The organism is Mesorhizobium kamtschaticum, assembly GCF_056174585.1.
Genome location: NZ_CM149691.1, coordinates 2,524,619 through 2,543,638, shown reverse-complemented (window position 1 = coordinate 2,543,638; position 19,020 = coordinate 2,524,619). Strand labels below are relative to the sequence as shown.

Here is a 19,020-nt window from a genome sequence, read left to right as displayed (position 1 = left end):
CCAGCTTCGCGCAAGACAGGACGCGTAGCCTCAAAGCCAGTGGCATGGACATAGCGGAGACGTTTCGATGAGCCTCTACGGAATGATGCGGACCGGCGTTTCCGGCATGAACGCACAGGCCAACCGCCTGTCGACGACAGCCGACAACATCGCCAATTCCGACACCACCGGTTACAAGCGGTCTTCGGCCGAATTCTCGACGCTGGTCATGCCGTCGACGGGTGGTGCCTACAATTCCGGCGGCGTCACCACGACAATCCGGCAGGCGGTCACTGATCCGGGCGTGCTTCAATACACCACCTCGGTCTCGGATCTTGCCGTCGACGGCAATGGCTTCTTCGTCGTTCAGAATCCGAGCGGCACGCCTTTCCTGACCCGCGCCGGCGCCTTCGTTCCCGACGCACAGGGCAGGCTGGTCAACGCGGCCGGCTTCCAGCTGATGGCCTACAGCTACGCCAATGGCACGCCGGCAGCGACGGTGAACGGCTTCGAAGGTCTGGAGCCGGTCGTCATCTCTGATCAGGGATTGACCGCAACGCCGAGCACCACGGGAACCTACAGCGGAAATCTGCCGGCGGGCGCGACACCGGTCGCCGCCGGCAACCTGCCCTCCACCAACTCGGCAGGCGCGCAATACACTTCGAAGTCGTCGATGGTCGCCTATGATAACCTCGGCAACAAGAAGCTACTCGACGTCTATTTCACCAACACCGGTGCCGGCACCTGGGAAGTGGCGGTCTTCGATCAGTCCAAAGCGACGGCTGGAACCGGCTTCCCCTACGCCGCCGGCGGTGCACTCGGCTCGGCCAACCTGACCTTCGACACCACGACCGGCAAGCTGACCGGCACGCCCACAGGCATAACGTTCACCGTGCCGGGTGGCGCTGGCCTCAATCTCGACCTGTCGAAGCTGACCCAGCTCGGCACCGGCTTCACCGTTTCCGACGCCCAGGTCAACGGCAACGCGCCGAGCACCATCGACAAGATCCAGATCAGCAAGGACGGTACCATCTACGCCCAGTACAAGGACGGCACCTCCAAGCCGCTCTACAAGATTCCGCTGGCCGATGTGCAGAGCCCCGACCAGCTCAAGGCGCTGCCGGGCAATGTCTACGCGCAAGGAACTGACTCCGGCGCGGTCCGTGTCGGCTTTGCCAATGAGGGCAAGGCCGGTTCGATCATCTCCGGCGCGCTCGAGAATTCCAACGTCGATATCGCCACGGAACTCACCGACATGATCGCCGCGCAGCGCAGCTACACCGCCAACTCCAAAGTCTTTCAGACAGGTTCCGACCTGATGGACGTCCTTGTTAACCTGAAGAGATAAACCCGGGCGCCGCCCGTGAAAGACCAGCATGTCGCTTTCCTCCGCACTAAGCATCGCCCAATCGGCGCTTCTGGCCACCTCACGGCAGACAAGCGTTGTCACCCGCAACGTGGCAGACGCCAACAACCCGGACTATTCGCGCCGCATCGCGCTGGTCACCAGCACGACGCCCGGCGCGCGTTCGGTTGATATCCAGCGCGCGACCAACGACCTGCTGTTCCGTCAGAACCTCGGCGCTCTGTCCGCCTACGCCGGCCAGAGCGCGCTCTACAGCGGCATGGATCAGCTCGACGTTTCGGTGAATGGCGTCGACAATGCGTCATCGCCCTCGACCGCGATCGGCAATCTGCAGCAGGCGCTGCAGCTCTACGCCACTTCGCCGTCCAACCAGAATCTCGGCTCGAGCGTCATCGACGCGGCCAAGCAGGTCGTGCGCTCCCTGAACGATGGCTCCAAGGCCATTCAGGATTTTCGTACCCAGACCGACGGCCAGATCGATACGGCCGTCAAGGACCTCAACTCGCTGCTCAACCAGTTCCAGGATGCCAACACGGCGGTCATGTCCGGAACCCGCTCCGGCACCGACGTTTCCGATGCGCTCGACCAGCGCGACGCATTGTTGAAGAAGATCGCCAACTACATTCCGGTCTCGACCTTCACGCGTGGCGACAATGACATGGTCATCACCACGGGTGACGGAACCACATTGTTCGAGACGATCCCACGCACCGTCAGCTTCGCCCCCTCCTCGGGCTATGCCGCGGGTGCGCCCGGCAACACAGTCTATATCGACAATGTACCGGTCTCGGCTGGAACCGGCGGCAACACCACCGCCAGCGGCACGATCGCCGGCCTGCTGCAATTGCGCGACGGCGTCGCCTCGACCATGCAGGGCCAGCTCGACGAGACCGCGCGCGGCCTGATTACCGCCTTCGCCGAAACCGCACCGTCAATGCCCAACGCCGCCGGCCTGTTCACCTGGTCGGGCGCGCCGGCAGTGCCGGCCGCGGGCACGCTCGTCAACGGCCTTGCTGGAACGATCAAGATCAATGCCGCAATGGATCCCAGCGCCGGCGGCAACCCGACATTGCTGCGCGACGGTGGTGCCAACGGTGCGACCTATGTCGCCAACACCACTGGCGGGGCTTCCTATTCCAATCTTCTGGTTGCCTATGGTGACCAGCTCGACAAGCCGATGGCTTTCGATCCGGCGGCCGGAATTTCGGCAACGTCCAGCGTTGCCGACTACGCCGCCAATTCGATCGGCTGGCTGCAGGGCGTGCGTCAGCAGGCTTCGACCGCCGCCGATGCCAAGCAAGCCCTGGCGCAGCGCAGCTCTGAGGCCTTGTCCAACGCAACCGGCGTCAATGTCGACCAGGAAATGTCGCTGATGCTAGATCTCGAGCACACTTACCAGGCATCAGCCCGGATGATGAAAACCGTTGACGACATGATGACGGCGCTGTTCAGCGCGGTGGGATAAGCCATGACTTCAGTCTCTACTGCTGCTCTTACGAATGCCATGCGCTATCAGCAGATGCGCATGCAGTCCGATCTGGTCAAAGCCACGAAGGAATCCTCGACCGGCAAGGTCGCCGACGTCGGCCTGGCGCTTGGCGGGCGTACCGCACAATCCGTGACCTTCTCGCGCGACCTCGACCGGCTCAACGTCATCGTCGATTCCAACGGACTGGTCGCCGCCCGGCTCTCATCGACCCAAACCTCGCTCAGTCAGCTCTCAAGCGTGGCGCAGACCTTCCTGTCCAGCCTGACATCGGCATCATCGGGGGACTCCTCGCAGAGCCTGACCCAATCGGCCGGCAAGACCACCATCCAGCAACTCGGCTCGATCCTCAACACCAGCGTCAACGGCGAATATCTGTTTGCCGGCACCAACACCGACGTCAAGCCGATCAACGATTTCACGGCCGCCGGCTCTCCCGCCAAGGCGGCCTTCGACGCCTCCTTCGTTGCCAAATTCGGCTTCACGCCCAGTGATCCGCTCGCAGCCAACATCACCGCGGCCCAGATGGATGATTTCATCACCAACGATGTCACACCGCAGTTCATGGGCGCGGGTTGGCAGGCCAACATGTCGAATGCCACTGACCAGCAGATCGTCAGCCGCATCGCGCTCAACGAAACCACCGAGACCTCCACTGGCGCCAACAGCGACGGCATCAAGAAGCTCGCAATGGCGGCCGTCATCGTCACCAGCCTGATGTCCACCAACATCAGCCAGGCGGCCAAGGACACCATCGTCAACCGCACGCAGACAATGGTCGGCGAATCGCTGAGCGGCATCGCGCAGGTCCAGTCCCAGACCGGTATCGTGCAGAAGCGCGTCTCCGACGCCACCGACCGCATGAAGACGCAGGTCGACCTGTTCGAGCGCCACATCCTCGATCTCGAAGCCGTCGACCCGGCCGAGGCCGCCACCCGGGTCTCCAATCTGACGCAACAGATCGAGAACTCCTTCGCGTTGACGGCACGGCTGCAGCAGCTCAGCCTGTTGAATTACCTGAAGTGAAAGCACTCTGAATCGGAACGGTAGAGCCAACGATGTACCAATTCTCCTACGCCGACGTTCAGAGCACCTCCGTCTCGGACGCCAAGGACCGTGAGCGCGAGCTTCTGACCCGCTCGATCGACATGCTGTCGGCGGCAGCGTTGGCCGGCCAGGATTCGATGGCGGCGGTGGAGGCACTGAATTTCACCAACCGCGTCTGGACCATCTTCGTCGAGGATCTCGGCTCCAGCGACAATGCGCTGCCCAAGGAATTGCGCGCCAACCTGATCTCCATCGGCCTGTGGCTGCTGCGCGAGGCGGAGGACATCCGCCAGGGCCGCACCAACAATTTCGAAGGGCTGATCGAAGTGTCCCAGATCATCCGCGACGGCATTCAATGACCAACACGCTGAAGATATCGCTGAAGCCCAACGAGAAGATCTACATCAACGGCGCCGTCATCCGCGTCGACCGCAAGGTCACCGTCGAGCTGATGAACGACGTGCAGTTCCTGCTCGAAAGCCATGTGCTCCAGGCCGACCAGGCATCGACGCCGCTGAGGCAGCTCTATTTCATCGTGCAGGTCATGCTGATCAACCCGGCCGGCGCTGATGAGGCCCGCGAGATGTTCCGCCGCTCGCTGCCGCTGCTCATTGCAAGCTTCGAGGACGCTGATATCTGCAGCGCGCTGAAACAGATCGACCGCATGGTCGGCGAGGATCATATCTACGAGGCTTTGAAGGCGATCCGTTCGCTCTATCCTCTCGAACGCCGCGCGCTTGGCGGCAATGACGATGTTCCGGGCGCCGCGCGCCCGCTGGCCGTGGGAGCACGCTACTAATGACCGTGGACATGACGACGACGATACCGGTTGGCGCCAATTCGACGACCACGTCGACCTCGAAGACGGCGGTCGACTATCAGTCCTTCCTGAAGCTTCTGATCGCCGAGATGAAGAACCAGGATCCAACCAAGCCGATGGATTCGACGGCGTATGTGGCCCAACTCGCCACCTTCTCGCAGGTCGAGCAATCGGTACAGACCAACACCAAGCTCGACCAGATCATGTCATCGTCGGCGCTGTCGCAGGCCGACGCGATTATCGGCCGCAACATCACGTCGGCCGACGGCAAGACCAGCGGAACAGTGGCCTCGGTGACACTCGCCAGCAGCGGACTGATCGCAGTGCTGCAGGATGGCACCCAGGTTCCCGTCGGCGCAGGCGTGTCGATCAAGCCGGCAAGCTAGGCCAACCTCCGACATGAACGAGGCCGACGCACTCGACATCGTCCAGTACGCTGTGTGGACGGTGCTGACCGCGTCCGCTCCGGTGGTGCTGGTCGCCATGGCGGTCGGCATCGGCATCGCCCTCATCCAGGCGCTGACGCAGATCCAGGAAATCACCTTGACCTTCGTGCCGAAGATCGTCGCCATCATGTTGGTGGTGGCGCTCACCGGCCCGTTCATCGGTGGCCAGATATCGGCCTTCACCAACGTCATCTTCCAGCGCATCCAGAACGGGTTCTGAACCCTTCGAAGGAAGGTGCGTCGAGTGCACTCCGCAATTGCTTGAAAAAAGCGGTTCGCTTGCGGCCGACCCGGTTCCGGTTAGATTGCCGTGTGGCCACTCCCGGCCAGGCGATCGTTTTGTCCCAATGGCTTCTCGCAGACCCCTGAACCAACCCAGACCGGCCGGCGGACCATGTGCGGCATAGCCGGCGTCTGGCGCAAGCGGAACCCGATCGCGGGCGGCGATCTCGCCGATGTCGGCCGCATGAAGCAGGCACTGGAGCATCGCGGTCCGGACGACCATGCCACATGGAACGACAGCCGGCTGGCGCTCGGTCATCGGCGGCTCTCGATCATCGATTTGTCGACGCAAGCGCGCGAGCCGATGCTCACCGCCTGTGGCAAGGGCGTGCTGGTCTACAATGGCGAGGTTTACAATTACCGGGCACTGCGCGCGACGCTTGAGGCTGAAGGCAGGCGGTTCCGAACGGTTTCGGATGCCGAAGTGGTCCTCGAAGCCTTGCACCACTGGGGTCCGGACAAGGCCATTCCGCTGTTCGACGGCATGTTTTCCCTCGCCTATTTCGACATGCGGGCCGGTGCGCTCTGGCTTGCCCGCGATCGCCTCGGCATCAAGCCGATGTCGGTGGCCGAGACGAGTGAGAGAATCCTCTTCGCCTCCGAGGACAAGGCGATCCTTGCCTGTGACGGCGTTGCACGCGGCATCGATGCGCGCGAGATCACGTTGCGTCTTGCCTGGCAAAGTCGCGACTCCAGCTCCAGCCTGTTCGAGGGCATAGAGCGGCTGCCGCCGGCGGGTCTGTGGAAGATCACCGACGCCGGCATCGAGAAGCGCTGTTTCTGGCATGTCCTCGATGTGCTCGACGCCGCCCGCATCACCGGCGACACCGCCAGCGACGCCGAGCACATGGCGATGCTGGAGGCGTTGATCGAAGACAGCGTCGGACTGCACTGCATTACCGATACCAGGCTGGCCGCGGCTTGCAGCGGCGGCGTCGATTCCGGTCTCGTCACGACGCTGGCGAAACGGTTCCGGCCGGAGATGACAGCCTATGTCGTCGATCCGCGCATCGGCCACAGCGAGGCCGAAGACGCCGCACGCACCGCGCGCCATGCCGGCGTGCCGCTGAATAGGGTTCCCATCGACAAGGACCGGTTCCTCGAACTGTGGCCAAGAACCATCTGGCATCTGGAGAGCGATGGCTGGCATGCGAGCCATGTCTGCCTGCTGGCGCTTGCCGAGCAGTGCCGGGCCGACGGCATCAAGGTGCTGTTGACCGGTGAAGGCGCCGACGAGCTTTTTGGCGGCTACGACTGGCAGGAAGCCAGCATGCGACCGTGGCGGCCATGGTCATGGCCGCAACGCCTGTTTCGCTCCAGGGCCCGGCTTGCCCGAAGGTTCGAGCGCCTGCGTCATGCCCCCTTCCGGACATCGGTTGCGGGTGGCCATGGCTGGGACCGCAACATCGTGCTCAGGGCGCTGTCGCCGGAACTGAATTTCCTTCAGACCAAGATCTTCGACCGGCTCGAGCCGGTGGAATCACTCAGCGACCGCGCCTTCCTGGGATGCTGCCTTCACGACATGTATGCGCATCTGCAGGACCTGTTGAACAGGCATGACCGGCTCAGCATGGCGGCCTCGGTGGAGCTCAGGGTACCGTTCCTCGAAAACCGGCTGATCGACTTCGCAATCCATCTGCCGAGGCGGCACAAATATCGCCACAAGCAGGGAAAATGGCTGTTGAAGAAAGTCGCCGAAAAACACATTCCGCCTCAGAATGTGAACGCCCGCAAGAACGGCTTCCAGGTATCGAACAACTTCACCACGGGCACCGAGGGCCTGCTGCTCGGCGGCTTGCTGCGCGACGTCATGAAGTGGCCGGCGGCTTCGGTCGAAGACCTGATCGAGCTGGCAAAGCGGGACCAGCCGTCGCGGTTGCGGCTCGTCGGCATGGAGCTTTTCCTTCGCCTGCATGCCGGCGGTCAGACCACCGGAGACCTCACCGACGCGCTGCATGCGGCGGTCCGGGATGCTCGCTGAGGAGAACGAATGGCATGGCATTTCGCGATGCCGACGCAGGCGTGGCCCTCTTCTATCCCCTTGTTGGACCATGATCTTTTTCGCATGACATTCGCCCTTTGCGGCGCGATGCCATAGTTTCGGCAAACGATGCGGAGAAACCGCTGGGATCAGCACGCCGTGGCAGGAACCCATCCATGATTGACGAGAAACCGGATAGCGAAGGCGCTTCGGCGCTGGCGCCCTTCCGGCATGGCATTTTCCGCGCGGTGTGGGCCGCAAGTCTCGTTTCCAATTTCGGTGGCCTGATCCAGGGCGTCGGCGCCGCCTGGATGATGACCACGATCGCCACCTCGCCCTATCAGGTTGCCCTGGTCCAGGCCTCGACCACCTTGCCGATCATGCTGTTTGCGCTTGTCGCCGGCGCCATCGCCGACAGCTTCGACCGGCGCAAGGTGATGCTGGTCGCGCAGACCTTCATGCTGGTCGTTTCGGTGCTTCTGACGGTGTTCACCTACTACCACCTGCTCACGCCCTGGACGCTGCTTGCCTTCACCTTCCTGATCGACAGCGGCACGGCGCTCAACAGCCCGTCCTGGCAGGCGTCCGTCGGCGACATGGTTCCGCGCAACAAGGTGCCCGCGGCCGTTGCGCTGAACTCCCTGGGTTTCAACCTGACACGCAGCGTCGGTCCGGCGATCGGCGGCATCATCGTCGCGGCCGCCGGTGCCGCGGCCGCCTTCGCGGCCAACGCGGTCAGCTATATCGGCCTGATCATCGTGATGGCGCGCTGGAAGCGCGACGTGCCGGTATCGACCTTGCCGCGCGAATCGCTGGGCGCGGCCATGGGCGCCGGCCTGCGCTATGTCGCCATGTCGCCCAACATCGGCAAGGTGCTGGTCAGGGGGGCGGCCTTCGGCTTCAGCGCCGGCGCCGTCCTGGCGCTGCTGCCGCTGGTGGCGCGCGATGTCGTCAAGGGCGACGCCTTGACCTACGGCATCATGCTTGGCGCCTTCGGCATCGGCGCCGTCGGCGGCGCGCTGATCAGTGTACGGCTGCGGCAACTGCTCTCCAGCGAGACGATGGTGCGCTGTGCCTTCGCCGGCTTCGCGGTCTGCGCCTTCAATGCCGCGATCAGCCATCACGCCTGGCAGACGTCGCTCGGCCTGCTGGTCGGCGGCGCCTGCTGGGTGATCGCGCTGTCGCACTTCAACGTCACCGTACAAATGGCGACGCCGCGCTGGGTGGTCGGCCGGGTGCTGTCGGTCTATCAGACAGCCACCTTCGGCGGCATCGCACTGGGCAGCTGGATCTGGGGCGTCGTTGCCGACGCGCACGGTGCCGAGACCGCGCTGATCGCGGCCGCCATCACCATGCTGGCGGGCGGTGCCATCGGCCTTTTGCTGCCGCTGCCGCAGCAGCAGGTGCTGAACCTCGACCCGCTCAACCGCTTCAAGGAGCCGCATCTGGCGCTCGACCTGAAGCCGCGCAGCGGTCCCATCGCCATCATGATCGAATACATCATCCGCCACGAGGACGAGACGGAATTCCTCGCCACCATGGCCGAGCGTGGCCGCATCCGCCGCCGAGACGGCGCCCGCAACTGGACGCTGGCGCGCGATCTCGAAAATCCCACAATATGGATCGAGCACTACCACACGCCGACCTGGCTCGAATATGTCAGGCACAATGGCCGCATCACTCATGCCGACGCCATGGTCGGTGACCGCTTGCGGGCACTCCACAGCGGCGACGAGCCGCCGCGCGTGCGTCGCGTCATCGAGCGCCCGACCACCGCAGGCACCGCGCTGGTGATGGCCAAGGGGCCGATCGAGCACTGATGGTGCCCAGGGCTGAACTGATCCTTCGGCAAAATAGCCGGCCCGCCTATTTTGCCAGCAAGGCGAGAAAACCATCGAGGCTTTGCTTCATCAGCGCCTCGGCGTTCTCCGCACCACCCCACTGGGCAAACTGACCATCGATCCACATGCGGGCGAGACCGTAGACCAGCGCACGTGCCTGCAGGGGAACGCCTTCAATATCGGTTTTCCGCAACTGCCCGGCCGCGCGCGCGTCCTCCAGCATTCGCACCATCAGACCGCGGATTTCTTCATTGAGCCCGACAAGCGTCTCGGAGGCATCGAAATCGATCGCCCGGCGCATCGAGATGATCTCGAAATGCGTCGGGTTGTCGATGACCCAGCGCAGATAGGCGACCCCTAGCGCCCGAAAGCGCGACAGCGGGTCCAGTTGTTCTGCTTTGTCGAGTTCGACCGATATCCCGGCACGGAACCGGCGCATCGCCTCTTCGGCCACGGCGGTCATCAGCGCGGTCTTGGTCGGGAAGTGCCGGAACGGCGCTCCTGACGACACGCCGGCCCGCTTGCCGGCTTCACGCACCGTTACCTGATCGACGCCATCCTCCCTGGCAATGGCAAGGGCGGCGTCGATCAGCGCCTGCCGCAAACTGCCGTGATGATAGGTCTTGCGTTGCGTCGCCATGCCCCTGTCCCCATCACAATCCGGCGATCGGTGCAAGCACGACTTACTTCTGGATTGCAATGGCAACCAATCAATGTAAGTAGTGATTACATATTCTGCTCAGGAGGCTTCATGGACACCGTCGCACCACCCCTTGCAACCAGGGCAACGAGCCGCTGGTGGCTGTTCTGGCTTTTGGCCGCGATCATTCTTGCGCTGTCAGGGCTTGTCGCATTCCGCGGCGATTTCTCGGTCGAAGCGGTTCGCCAGGTCGTGCGGCTCACCGCACAGATGTCGCTGATCCTGTTCTGCATCGCTTTTTCGGCATCAGCGCTGGCGCGCCATCTGCCGAGCGCATTCACACTGTTCCTGCGCCATCATCGGCGCCAAGTCGGATTGGCCTTTGCTTTTTCGCATGGCGTCCATGCGGTCGCCCTGTTCGTTTTCGCGCAGACGAGTCCGGATCAATTCGATGACGCCACGGATACCGCGATGTTCGTTTTCGGCGGCCTTGCCTATCTGTTCATCATCGCCATGGCGGCGACGTCCTTCGATCGCACGGCTGCATGGATCGGACCACGCGCATGGCGCATCCTTCACACCGTCGGCAGCTACGACATATGGCTGACATTTCTGATTGCCGAGGGCAAACGCGCGGTCCACGACGTCTACTATTGGCCCTATGTGGCGGTTCTCATCGCCGTCATGGCCATTCGCTGGTGGGGCGGCAAAACGCGGTCGGCCGCCGGCTAGCCCGCTCACCAAGCTCGCCCGACAGCCTGGCGATAGCCAAGGGCCGATCGCGCTCTGACTTGAGCCCGGCGACCGTCTGTCAGCCGGTGCTCTGGATCATGTAGAGCTTGCGCGTGGTTTCCCGGATGCGCCATTCGCCCTTCCATCCCTGCGGCAGCACGAGAAGGTCGCCCGGCCCCAGCTCGCGCGTCTCGCCGTCGGCGCGGCTCACCTCCACCCGCCCCGAAATGATGTGGCATATCTCCGACGAACTTGTGCGATCGGCGGTGAAGCGGCCGGGCGTGCACTCCCAGATGCCGATGTCGACGGTCCCGTCCGGCGACTGGAAGAACGAGCGCACGGCCTCGACCTGATCCCCCTCGATGCAGGTCGGCTTGGGTGAGAACGTGCCGATATCGGCCTTGGCGAGATCGTGGAAAGTCGAAAGGTCGATCAAATTGGACTCCATGGATCAGTGGCCCGTGATGCTGTCAGCGAGCGCCGCCAGTCTCGATGTATGCGCAAGCCCAGCGGCCTCGCGCCCGTCAGCGATGCGATAGAGCTGGTACATCGAATGGACGCCGAGCCAGCGGAACGGCTCCGGCTCCCATGGCCTGACCTTGCGGTTGACCCAGGGCAGCTTCGTCAATTCCGTGTCCTGGCCAAGGATCAGGTCGGCCAGCGTGCGTCCCGAAAGATTGGAGCTCGAGACCCCAAGCCCGACATAGCCGCCGGCCCAGCCGATGCGGGTCGCGGGATCGAGGCCGACGGTCGTGCACCAGTCGCGCGGCACGCCGAGCACGCCGCACCAGGCGTGGTCGATGCGGCAGTTCGCCGTCTGCGGCAGCAGCGTCGTCAGTATCTGATGCAGCTGGTCGATCGTCGCCTGCTGCGTCTGCCCATTGACGTCGGTGCGCGAGCCATAGCGATAGGGCACACCGCGCCCACCCATGGTGATGCGCCCCTCGCGCGTGCGCTGGGCATAGCAATAAGCGTGGGCGGCGTTGCCGAGAAGCTCATGCCCTTCCCAGCCGATCTGGCGCCAAAGCTCCTCGGACAGCGGCTCGGTGACGATCTGCGCGCTGTTGAGCGCCAGCCAGGTCCGCTCCTCGCCAGGAATGCCTGCTGTAAAACCCTCCGTTGCGCGGATGATGGTTTCGGCCCGCACCGTGCCGCGGTCGGTCGCAACGCTGCCCTTGGCGATGGCCGTCACCGTCGTCTTTTCGTAGATCGGTACGCCCAGCCGCTCGACGGCGGCGGCAAGACCGCGCACCAGCTTGGCCGGCTGCACCCGCGCCTGGCCGTGAACGACGAAGCCGCCCATGACGTTGCGGATATTGATGCGCGCCCGCGTCGCCGCTTGATCCAGCATTTCGACGCGGTCCGGATCGACATCCCAGGCGCGGATCGTTTCGCACTCTTCGCGCGCGCGTTCGAGCTGCGCGGGATTGGTGGCCAGCGTCAGATTGTCGACGCGGCGGATATCGGCGTCGATGCCTTCTTCGGTCGCCACGCGGATCACCTCGTCGACGCAGCCCGCCATAGCCGCCTGCATGGCACTCACACCTTGCCGGCTCGAGGTCTTGAGATATTTTTCGCGCGACCAGGAGAAACCACCCGACAGCCAGCCGCCATTGCGGCCCGAAGCGCCAAAACCGGCAAACTCGCGCTCGATCAGCGCGATGCGCAGCGAAGGCCTGGCCTTCTTCAGATAGTAGGCGGTCCACAGGCCGGTATAACCGGCGCCGACGATCGCGACATCGGCTTCGATATCGCCGGGCAAGGGTGGCCGGAATGCTGGAACCCCTCCCAGATCCGCATACCAGAACGATATGTCGCCGTTGCGTTTGGCTTGCATGGAATGACTTTCGAATTGATTGGGATCAGGTCAGCGTCGCGTCGGCCGAGCTGTCATCGGCCAGAAGCTTGGCGTCGGCACCGTCGAAGCAAAGTTCCACCTTGTCGCCAAGGCCAAAGCTGTCGCCGGTCAGCGGCGAGCGCACGACCGCCGTGGAGCCGTCGGCGAGCCTGACTTCGTATTTCGATCCGGAACCGAGATAGATGGCTTCCGCAATCGTCCCGGGCAGCCGGTTGGTGGTGCCTGCTGCTTCCTGGCCGGGTCGGCGGATGGCGAGTTTTTCGGGGCGCAGCAGCATGACCGGACGGGCCTCGCCGGCGATCCGCCGCGGCGCCGTCACCGTCTCGCCGGCGATGCTCAGCGCCGTGCTCGCGCCGTCGCTTCTCGCCTCGCCGCGCAATACGGTGGAATCGCCGATGAAGCGGCCGACGAACAGCGTCGCCGGTTCATCATAGAGCTCGCGGCCGCTGCCGACCTGCTCGATCCGCCCGCGATTGAACACGGCGATGCGGTCCGACAGCACCAGCGCCTCCTCCTGGTCGTGCGTCACATAGACGAAGGTGGTTCCGAGCTCGCGATGGATGCGTTTGATTTCGAGCTGCAGCCATTCACGCAGCTTCTTGTCGAGCGCGCCGAGCGGCTCATCCATCAGCAACAGCGGCGGGTCGAAGACGATGGCGCGGGCCAGCGCCACGCGCTGCTGCTGGCCGCCTGACAGTTCGCTGGGATAACGATGCGCGAAGTCGCCCATCTTGACCATGTCGAGCGCCCTTGCGACGCGCGCCTTTCGCTCCGCCTGGTCGACGCCGCGCAGCGTCAGTGGATAGGCGACGTTGCGGCCGACGCTCATATGCGGGAACAGCGCGTAGTGCTGGAAGACGACGCCGATGTTGCGCTTGTGCGCCGGCACGCCGACGACGTTCTTGCCGCCGACCAGCAGCTTGCCGCTGGTCAGATCGGTGAAGCCGGCCACGACATTCAGCGTCGTGGTCTTGCCGGAGCCGCTCGGGCCGAGCAGCGTCATGAACTCGCCTGGCTCGATCCGCAACGAAACGCTGTCCAGCGCCTTGAAGCCGCCATAGGCCTTGCTGATCGATTCGAGATCGATCGCCGCGCCCTTGCTCTCCTGTGCCTGCTTCATTGGCGTCCTTTCCGCTCGCGACCAAGAAGAAGCATGCCGCCGCCGATCAGGATCGTGGTGGCGCAAAGCAGGATCGTGCCGACGGCGGCAACCGTCGGGTCGGCGTCGCGGGTGATCGAGGAGAATATCTGCACGGGCAAAGTCTTGAGATAGGGGTTGGTGATGAACAGCGACACGACGATCTCGTCGAAGGAGGTGGCGAAGGCAAAGAGCAGGCCGGACAGCATACCGGGCAGGATCAGCGGCAGCGTCACCGTGCGGAACGTTGTCAGCGCGCCCGCGCCGAGGCTCGCCGCCGCCGTCTCGAGGCGCCTGTCGAAGACTTCGAGACTGGCCGAGACCGCGATCAGCACGAAGGGAAGCGCAAGGACGGTGTGGGCAAGCACGAAGCCTAGCAGCGTTCCGACGAGATGGGTGTCGAGATAGACGGCATAGATGCCGATGGCGAGCACCACGCCTGGCACCACCATCGGCGTCAGCATCAGCATCCGCAGCAGGCTGGCCGGCCCGGCCTTCATGCGGTCAAGGCCGAAGGCGGCGAGCGTGCCGAGCACAGTCGCCAGCACCGCCACGATCGAGGCGACCTTGAGCGAATTGATGAAGCTGTTCGACCAGTCCGGATTGGTGGCAAAGTTCTGGTACCACTGCCAGGAGAAGCCCTGCGGCGGAAACGCCAGCGACTTGTTCTCGTTGAACGACATCGGCACCACGACCAGCGTCGGCGCCACCAGCCATATGGCCACCAGCAGGCAGACTAGGCCCAGAGCCAAGCGTGTGAACGGCCTCATCTCCATCAGCGCCGCTCCGCTTCACGATACCTGGAGCGCATCACCGGCGCCGCCAGCGCCAAGAGCACGAAGGTTGCGACCAGCAGCACCACGCCCATCGCGCCGCCGCGGCCCCATTGCAGCAGGCTGAGCACTTGCGTCTGCACCAGCGTCGACAGCATGGTGGAACGCGGACCGCCGAGCAAAGCGGGGGTGATGTAGAAGCCCAGCGCCAGGATGAAGACGATGATCGCGCCGGCATAGACCCCCGGCAGAGACAGCGGCAGATAGACGGTGAAGAAAGCGCGGGACGGTCGCGCGCCAAGGCTTTGCGCCGCGCGCATCAGCCTGAGGTCAATGCCTTTCATGACCGAATAGAGCGGCAGGATCATGAACGGCAAAAGCACCTGCGCCATGCCAATCACCACGCCGGTCTGGGTTCGGATCAACTTGACGCCACCAAACCCGGCCGCGCGCAGCAGTGAATTGATAACGCCCGAATCCTGCAGCAGGATCACCCAGGACAGAGTGCGAACCACCCCACTCACCCAGAATGGGATCAGCACGCAAAGCACCAGCACCAGCCGGACGCGCGGACCGACCGCGGTCATCAGATAGGCGTAGGGGTAAGCCGCGATCACGCAAACCAGCGTGACCCAGGCCGAGATGGCGAAGGTCCGCTGGAGCACGGTGAGGTTGACAGGCGCGCCAAAGAACCAGGCATAGTTCTGCACGCCCCATTCCGGCTCCGACACGCTGCGCAGCACGATGGTGAACAGCGGATAGCCGATCACCGCGACGAGTAGGATCAGCGCCGGCGCGGTGAGCGCGAACGGCCGCCATGCCCGCCCCGGCCGCACATCGGCGGTGGGTTGGGTCGGAAGCTCGGACGCGCTCACGATCTGCCTCTCGTTCGCTGGTTCAGTTGCCGGCCATCAACGCCGACCACTTCTCCTGCGCCACCGCGAAGTTCGGAACCCAGAACTTGAAGTTCTGCTTGTAGCCCTGCTTCTGGCGATCCGGAGTATTGGTCAGGAAGGCAGCCACGGAAGCGTCGACCTTGGGCTGCGCATCGCTGTTGATCGGCGTGTAGGATGTCTGCTCCGCCAGGACTTCCTGTGCGTGCTTGCCGAGATAGGCATTGAGCAGCGCGTAGGACGCGTCCGTATCCTTGACGCCGACGGGGATCGTCATCTGGTCCATCACCACCAGCCAGTCCTGCCAGGCCGGCGCGTACTTGGCGCCGTTCTTGACCGCGGTCATGGCGCGGCCTGTCCACATCATCAGCATGTCGGCCTCGCCGGATTCCGCCAGCTGCTGCGATTCAGCACCCGTCTTCCAGAAAATAGTATCGGGGCCGAGCTTGCGGACCACATCGATAGCCTTGTCGATATCGGCCACCGTCATCGCCTTCGGGTCGCCGCCGGCAACCTTGAACGCCTGTTCCAGCAAGCCGCCCGTCGGGCTGCCGGAGCCGTCGATTCCGCGCACGCCCGGGAACTTTGCCGTGTCGAAGAAGTCGGCCCAGCTCTTGGGCGGATTATCCTTGTACTTTTCCTTGTTGTACATCAGCACGACGCCGTAGTTCATCGCCGGCACCGAGCACTCGCCGACCTGGCCTTCCGGGATTTTCGAGACGTCGAGCTTCGTCAGGTCCAGCTTCTGGAACAGCTTGCCGCAATAGACGTAAGGCGGCAGGTCGTCGGTGTCGACGACGTCCCAGGCTACATTGCCGGACTCGACCTGCGCCTGCAGCTTGGCGATCTCGGTCGGTCCGTCATTGAGCAGCTTGACGCCGGACTTGTCGACGAACTCCTTCAGCGCGGCCGCCTGGCCGTCCTGGTAGATGCCGCCATAGGAGACAAACGTCAGCGTCTTGCCCTTCAGCGACCCTTCCTTGACCTCGCCTGCGACCGGCTTTTCCTGCGCGAACGCCGCGGTTGCCAGCACGCCAAGCGCCATCACGGCGCTGAGATACAAAGCTTTTGTTTTCTGCATGATTGTCATTCTCCCATTGATGCCCGCATTGGATTGGACCTACCTGGCCGCGAGCGGTTTCCAGGCCGTGTATTGATCGAGTTCGGCGCGCACCGAGGTCGGCGGCGCGATGATCCACATCACTTCGGCTCGGCCACTGCCGATGTTCTCGGAGCGATGCGGTGTCGAGGTCGTGTATTCGATGCTGTCGCCCTCCTCGAGCACGTGGCGCGCCTCGCCGAGCGAGACCTCGACGATGCCGCGCAGCACGACGAGCATCTCGTGCGCGTCGCCGTGGGTGTAGCGATCGGGCCCGGTCGAACCGCCAATGTCGAATTCCCCGACATAGACTTCCATGTCGCTCAGCGGCGGGCGCGACAACAGCATCTTGCGGCAGCCGTCGCTGGGCGGCAGGCTCGGCCGTTCGCTGCGTCTTAGAACGCCATGGTTTTGCGCTGTGCTTTCCTCGAACAGCATGGCGACGCTGACGCCAAGCGCCGAAGCCATCTGGTTGAGCGAGGCGGTGCTGGCGCCGGTCAGGCCGCGTTCAAGCTGGCTGATGAAACTGGCGCTCGTTCCGGTCGCTTCCGCAAGCTCCCGCAAGGACAGCCTGCGGGCGAGACGAAGGCTCTTGAGCCGCATGCCCAGCACCTGATGGGCATGCGTCGCGGCCGATACGTCGCCCGTCTTTACCGAAGTCTTGTCGGACCCCTTGCTCATGCGGTCTTCCACCTCACTTAACATGTTGTACAGTGGCACTGTACAATTGGCAAGCCACGCATGATGTCAGGAGCGCACCGATATTCGGGCCAGGCTTGCTCAAATCGGAAGGTGTTTTCGCGGGAGAACGTGCGTGCCGGTCGACAAGGAGATGCGCAGGGCGCCCTACCCCTCGCCCGACAGGTCCCGGCGCGCCTTTTCGAGTTCTTCGGCATAGCGCCGCATCAGATGGCCCTCGGTCAGCAGTCCGAGCACAATGTGGTCGGTGAAATCCTCGACCACCGCCAGTTCTTCGGCGCCGGCGCGCTGGAACGTCTCGGCGGCGGTCTGCACGTTCATGCTGGGCACCAGGACGGCATCCTTGTACTGGGCGAGATCGCGCACCGGCACCTCGCCGCCGGCGGGATCGCTGTGCAGTTCGGCCACGATCAGCACACCGACATACTGATCGCCCGGATCGACGGCGATGACGCGCTGGGCGGAGCCGAGCGGGATTTGCTTGCGGAAGGCGGCCAGCGTCGTCGAGGCATCGATGGTCTTGATGTCCTTGCGCATCATCGAGCCGACGGTGAGGCTGCGCATCCAGCCGACATCGTGGGCGCTGCGGATGGTTTCACCACGCAGATGGAAGCGCCATGTCGAGAACGAATAGCCGAAGGTTTCGCGCACCAGGATCGCCGCCATGATCGAGGCGGCCAGAACGACGCCGGTGAGCGTCAGGTCGCGTGTCGATTCCAGTGCCAGGAAGGTCATCGTCAGCGGGCCGCCGACGACGCCGACGGCAAGCGAGGTCATGCCGACGACGGCGGCGACCGAAGGGTCGATGCCGGTCGCCGGCGAGACCAGCGCCATCACGTCGGCGAATGCCTTGCCGAGCAGCGCACCGAGGAACAACGAAGCGAAGAACAAGCCGCCGCGAAAGCCGGAGCCGAGCGAGATGGCCGACGCCGCGAGCTTGAGCACGAAGACACTCGCGACAACAGCCAGCCCATAATTCATGGCGAATTCGCGATGCAGCGCGCCATGGCCGCTGGACAGGACCTGCGGCGTGATCAGCCCGAGCAGGCCGACGAGGACGCCGCCGATGACGGGGCGCAGCGAGGTATCGATCGACAGCCTGTTGAAACCGCGTTCGATCAGCGTCACCAACTGCATGATGGCGATCGAAGCCGCACCGCCCAGCAGCCCGAGCAGCAGGAACGGCACGTACTGGCTGGGCGTCAGCGCCGGCAGCCCTGAAAGCTCCAGCGGAAACGGCACGCCGCCGAACATCTCCGCCGTCAGCGAGGCTGAGATCGCGGCCGTCATCACCGGCGCGACATTGGCGACCGAGTAGATGCCGATGACCAGTTCGAAACCGTAGAAGGCGCCGGTCAGCGGCGCATCGAAGGCGGCGGCGATAGCGCCGGCCGCACCGCAGCCGACCAGGATGCGGACATCGTTGCGGCGCAGCCTGAAGATGCGCGCCAGCCGCGATGCCAGGCCGGATCCGACCTGCGTGTAGCCGGCTTCCAGTCCGACCGAGGCGCCGAAGCCGCTGGAGATCATCGTCTGGCCGGCGATGATGAATGTGTCGGTCAGCGACATGCGCCCGCCATAGAGCGCGTTGGCTTCGATCGGATCGACTGGGGTACGGAATTTACGCAACCGCAGCCAGATCACGCTGAGCCCGAGCAAGGCGCCACCGACCGCCGGTATCAGCGCCTGCACCGGACTGGCGAGCGAGAACATGCCGGAAAGCCGGCCGCCGGGCTGAACGCCGAACAGGAGCCCATGCAGATCCTGCACGATCTGGCTCATCGCCGTGACCAGTATACCTGCCATGACCCCGACGACGCCGGCCAGGATGACGACGGCGATGCCGCGCGCCTCGAGCAGCGGAATAGACCTCAAAAGCACCGCGCGCAGCCGGCGGGCGTAGACTTGTGGTTGGTTTTTGGAAAGCACCGGGGCGGCTC

Annotated in this window: 19 protein-coding genes; 10 read left to right on the top strand and 9 right to left on the bottom strand. The window is 64.0% G+C overall.

Annotated features, from left to right (window positions below):
• Positions 1 to 67 precede the first annotated feature (67 nt).
• The 9 genes from AC0V7N_RS12550 to AC0V7N_RS12510 all read left to right on the top strand — a co-directional run bounded on the left by AC0V7N_RS12550 (position 68) and on the right by AC0V7N_RS12510 (position 9,227).
• Complete coding sequence (locus AC0V7N_RS12550) at positions 68 to 1,327, top strand: flagellar hook protein FlgE (RefSeq protein WP_475457856.1); 1,260 nt, start codon at positions 68 to 70, stop codon at positions 1,325 to 1,327.
• Between the two features lie 28 nt (positions 1,328 to 1,355).
• Positions 1,356 to 2,810 (top strand): flagellar hook-associated protein FlgK, encoded by a 1,455-nt coding sequence (gene flgK / locus AC0V7N_RS12545; RefSeq protein ID WP_475457854.1) that lies wholly within the window; start codon positions 1,356 to 1,358, stop codon positions 2,808 to 2,810.
• A 3-nt stretch (positions 2,811 to 2,813) separates the two neighbouring features.
• On the top strand, positions 2,814 to 3,857 hold the full coding sequence (locus tag AC0V7N_RS12540) for a flagellar hook-associated family protein (protein ID WP_496627867.1): 1,044 nt from the start codon (positions 2,814 to 2,816) through the stop codon (positions 3,855 to 3,857).
• Positions 3,858 to 3,889: 32 nt separating this feature from the next.
• Positions 3,890 to 4,237, top strand: coding sequence for a flagellar biosynthesis regulator FlaF (gene flaF, locus AC0V7N_RS12535; RefSeq protein ID WP_475457852.1), 348 nt, complete (start codon positions 3,890 to 3,892; stop codon positions 4,235 to 4,237).
• Positions 4,234 to 4,677, top strand: coding sequence for a flagellar biosynthesis repressor FlbT (gene flbT, locus AC0V7N_RS12530; RefSeq protein WP_475457849.1), 444 nt, complete (start codon positions 4,234 to 4,236; stop codon positions 4,675 to 4,677). Before flaF ends, flbT begins: the two co-directional genes overlap by 4 nt.
• The gene (flgD, locus tag AC0V7N_RS12525; RefSeq protein WP_027060064.1) at positions 4,677 to 5,084 is read left to right on the top strand and encodes a flagellar hook assembly protein FlgD; all 408 of its coding nucleotides are present in this window, start codon (positions 4,677 to 4,679) and stop codon (positions 5,082 to 5,084) included. Before flbT ends, flgD begins: the two co-directional genes overlap by 1 nt.
• Positions 5,085 to 5,097: 13 nt before the next feature.
• Entirely contained in the window at positions 5,098 to 5,364 is a 267-nt protein-coding gene (fliQ, locus tag AC0V7N_RS12520) for a flagellar biosynthesis protein FliQ (protein WP_010911298.1), read from the top strand.
• Between the two features lie 174 nt (positions 5,365 to 5,538).
• Complete coding sequence (gene asnB, locus AC0V7N_RS12515) at positions 5,539 to 7,407, top strand: asparagine synthase (glutamine-hydrolyzing) (RefSeq protein WP_475457846.1); 1,869 nt, start codon at positions 5,539 to 5,541, stop codon at positions 7,405 to 7,407.
• Between the two features lie 176 nt (positions 7,408 to 7,583).
• On the top strand, positions 7,584 to 9,227 hold the full coding sequence (locus AC0V7N_RS12510; RefSeq protein ID WP_475457844.1) for an MFS transporter: 1,644 nt from the start codon (positions 7,584 to 7,586) through the stop codon (positions 9,225 to 9,227).
• A gap of 46 nt (positions 9,228 to 9,273) precedes the next feature.
• Here the strand turns inward: AC0V7N_RS12510 and AC0V7N_RS12505 are convergent, their stop codons facing one another.
• Positions 9,274 to 9,888, bottom strand: coding sequence for a TetR/AcrR family transcriptional regulator (locus tag AC0V7N_RS12505; RefSeq protein ID WP_475457841.1), 615 nt, complete (start codon positions 9,886 to 9,888; stop codon positions 9,274 to 9,276).
• A 111-nt stretch (positions 9,889 to 9,999) separates the two neighbouring features.
• On the opposite strand from AC0V7N_RS12505, the gene AC0V7N_RS12500 reads away from it, so the two are divergent.
• Positions 10,000 to 10,620: a hypothetical protein gene (locus AC0V7N_RS12500; RefSeq protein ID WP_475457839.1), complete on the top strand. Its 621-nt coding sequence runs from the start codon at positions 10,000 to 10,002 to the stop codon at positions 10,618 to 10,620.
• A gap of 79 nt (positions 10,621 to 10,699) precedes the next feature.
• Here AC0V7N_RS12500 and AC0V7N_RS12495 read toward each other — a convergent pair whose 3' ends face one another.
• The 8 genes from AC0V7N_RS12495 to AC0V7N_RS12460 all read right to left on the bottom strand — a co-directional run bounded on the left by AC0V7N_RS12495 (position 10,700) and on the right by AC0V7N_RS12460 (position 19,009).
• Positions 10,700 to 11,068: a cupin domain-containing protein gene (locus AC0V7N_RS12495; protein ID WP_475457837.1), complete on the bottom strand. Its 369-nt coding sequence runs from the start codon at positions 11,066 to 11,068 to the stop codon at positions 10,700 to 10,702.
• 3 nt (positions 11,069 to 11,071) lie between these two features.
• Positions 11,072 to 12,457, bottom strand: coding sequence for an FAD-dependent oxidoreductase (locus AC0V7N_RS12490; RefSeq protein WP_496627866.1), 1,386 nt, complete (start codon positions 12,455 to 12,457; stop codon positions 11,072 to 11,074).
• Between the two features lie 25 nt (positions 12,458 to 12,482).
• A complete protein-coding gene (locus AC0V7N_RS12485; RefSeq protein ID WP_475457832.1) occupies positions 12,483 to 13,598 on the bottom strand; it encodes an ABC transporter ATP-binding protein in 1,116 nt (371 codons plus the stop codon).
• The gene (locus AC0V7N_RS12480) at positions 13,595 to 14,392 is read right to left on the bottom strand and encodes an ABC transporter permease subunit (RefSeq protein WP_496627865.1); all 798 of its coding nucleotides are present in this window, start codon (positions 14,390 to 14,392) and stop codon (positions 13,595 to 13,597) included. The genes AC0V7N_RS12485 and AC0V7N_RS12480 overlap by 4 nt, the downstream gene beginning before the upstream one ends.
• Entirely contained in the window at positions 14,392 to 15,264 is an 873-nt protein-coding gene (locus AC0V7N_RS12475) for an ABC transporter permease (RefSeq protein ID WP_475457829.1), read from the bottom strand. The genes AC0V7N_RS12480 and AC0V7N_RS12475 overlap by 1 nt, the downstream gene beginning before the upstream one ends.
• A 22-nt stretch (positions 15,265 to 15,286) precedes the next feature.
• Entirely contained in the window at positions 15,287 to 16,363 is a 1,077-nt protein-coding gene (locus AC0V7N_RS12470; protein ID WP_475457826.1) for an extracellular solute-binding protein, read from the bottom strand.
• A gap of 39 nt (positions 16,364 to 16,402) precedes the next feature.
• Entirely contained in the window at positions 16,403 to 17,062 is a 660-nt protein-coding gene (locus tag AC0V7N_RS12465) for a helix-turn-helix domain-containing protein (RefSeq protein WP_475457824.1), read from the bottom strand.
• A gap of 165 nt (positions 17,063 to 17,227) precedes the next feature.
• A complete protein-coding gene (locus tag AC0V7N_RS12460; RefSeq protein ID WP_475457821.1) occupies positions 17,228 to 19,009 on the bottom strand; it encodes a chloride channel protein in 1,782 nt (593 codons plus the stop codon).
• Between the last annotated feature and the right edge of the window lie 11 nt (positions 19,010 to 19,020).

What these genes read in the sequence shown, in the direction of transcription:
- flbT (WP_475457849.1), top strand. Translation starts at nt 4,234, where the DNA reads ATGACCAACACGCTGAAGATATCGCTGAAGCCCAACGAGAAGATCTAC.
- AC0V7N_RS12490 (WP_496627866.1), bottom strand. Translation starts at nt 12,457, where the DNA reads ATGCAAGCCAAACGCAACGGCGACATATCGTTCTGGTATGCGGATCTG.
- flgK (WP_475457854.1), top strand. Translation starts at nt 1,356, where the DNA reads ATGTCGCTTTCCTCCGCACTAAGCATCGCCCAATCGGCGCTTCTGGCC.
- AC0V7N_RS12480 (WP_496627865.1), bottom strand. Translation starts at nt 14,392, where the DNA reads ATGGAGATGAGGCCGTTCACACGCTTGGCTCTGGGCCTAGTCTGCCTG.
- flaF (WP_475457852.1), top strand. Translation starts at nt 3,890, where the DNA reads ATGTACCAATTCTCCTACGCCGACGTTCAGAGCACCTCCGTCTCGGAC.
- fliQ (WP_010911298.1), top strand. Translation starts at nt 5,098, where the DNA reads ATGAACGAGGCCGACGCACTCGACATCGTCCAGTACGCTGTGTGGACG.
- flgD (WP_027060064.1), top strand. Translation starts at nt 4,677, where the DNA reads ATGACCGTGGACATGACGACGACGATACCGGTTGGCGCCAATTCGACG.
- AC0V7N_RS12485 (WP_475457832.1), bottom strand. Translation starts at nt 13,598, where the DNA reads ATGAAGCAGGCACAGGAGAGCAAGGGCGCGGCGATCGATCTCGAATCG.
- AC0V7N_RS12500 (WP_475457839.1), top strand. Translation starts at nt 10,000, where the DNA reads ATGGACACCGTCGCACCACCCCTTGCAACCAGGGCAACGAGCCGCTGG.
- AC0V7N_RS12540 (WP_496627867.1), top strand. Translation starts at nt 2,814, where the DNA reads ATGACTTCAGTCTCTACTGCTGCTCTTACGAATGCCATGCGCTATCAG.
- AC0V7N_RS12465 (WP_475457824.1), bottom strand. Translation starts at nt 17,062, where the DNA reads ATGAGCAAGGGGTCCGACAAGACTTCGGTAAAGACGGGCGACGTATCG.
- AC0V7N_RS12470 (WP_475457826.1), bottom strand. Translation starts at nt 16,363, where the DNA reads ATGCAGAAAACAAAAGCTTTGTATCTCAGCGCCGTGATGGCGCTTGGC.
- asnB (WP_475457846.1), top strand. Translation starts at nt 5,539, where the DNA reads ATGTGCGGCATAGCCGGCGTCTGGCGCAAGCGGAACCCGATCGCGGGC.
- AC0V7N_RS12510 (WP_475457844.1), top strand. Translation starts at nt 7,584, where the DNA reads ATGATTGACGAGAAACCGGATAGCGAAGGCGCTTCGGCGCTGGCGCCC.
- AC0V7N_RS12550 (WP_475457856.1), top strand. Translation starts at nt 68, where the DNA reads ATGAGCCTCTACGGAATGATGCGGACCGGCGTTTCCGGCATGAACGCA.
- AC0V7N_RS12495 (WP_475457837.1), bottom strand. Translation starts at nt 11,068, where the DNA reads ATGGAGTCCAATTTGATCGACCTTTCGACTTTCCACGATCTCGCCAAG.
- AC0V7N_RS12505 (WP_475457841.1), bottom strand. Translation starts at nt 9,888, where the DNA reads ATGGCGACGCAACGCAAGACCTATCATCACGGCAGTTTGCGGCAGGCG.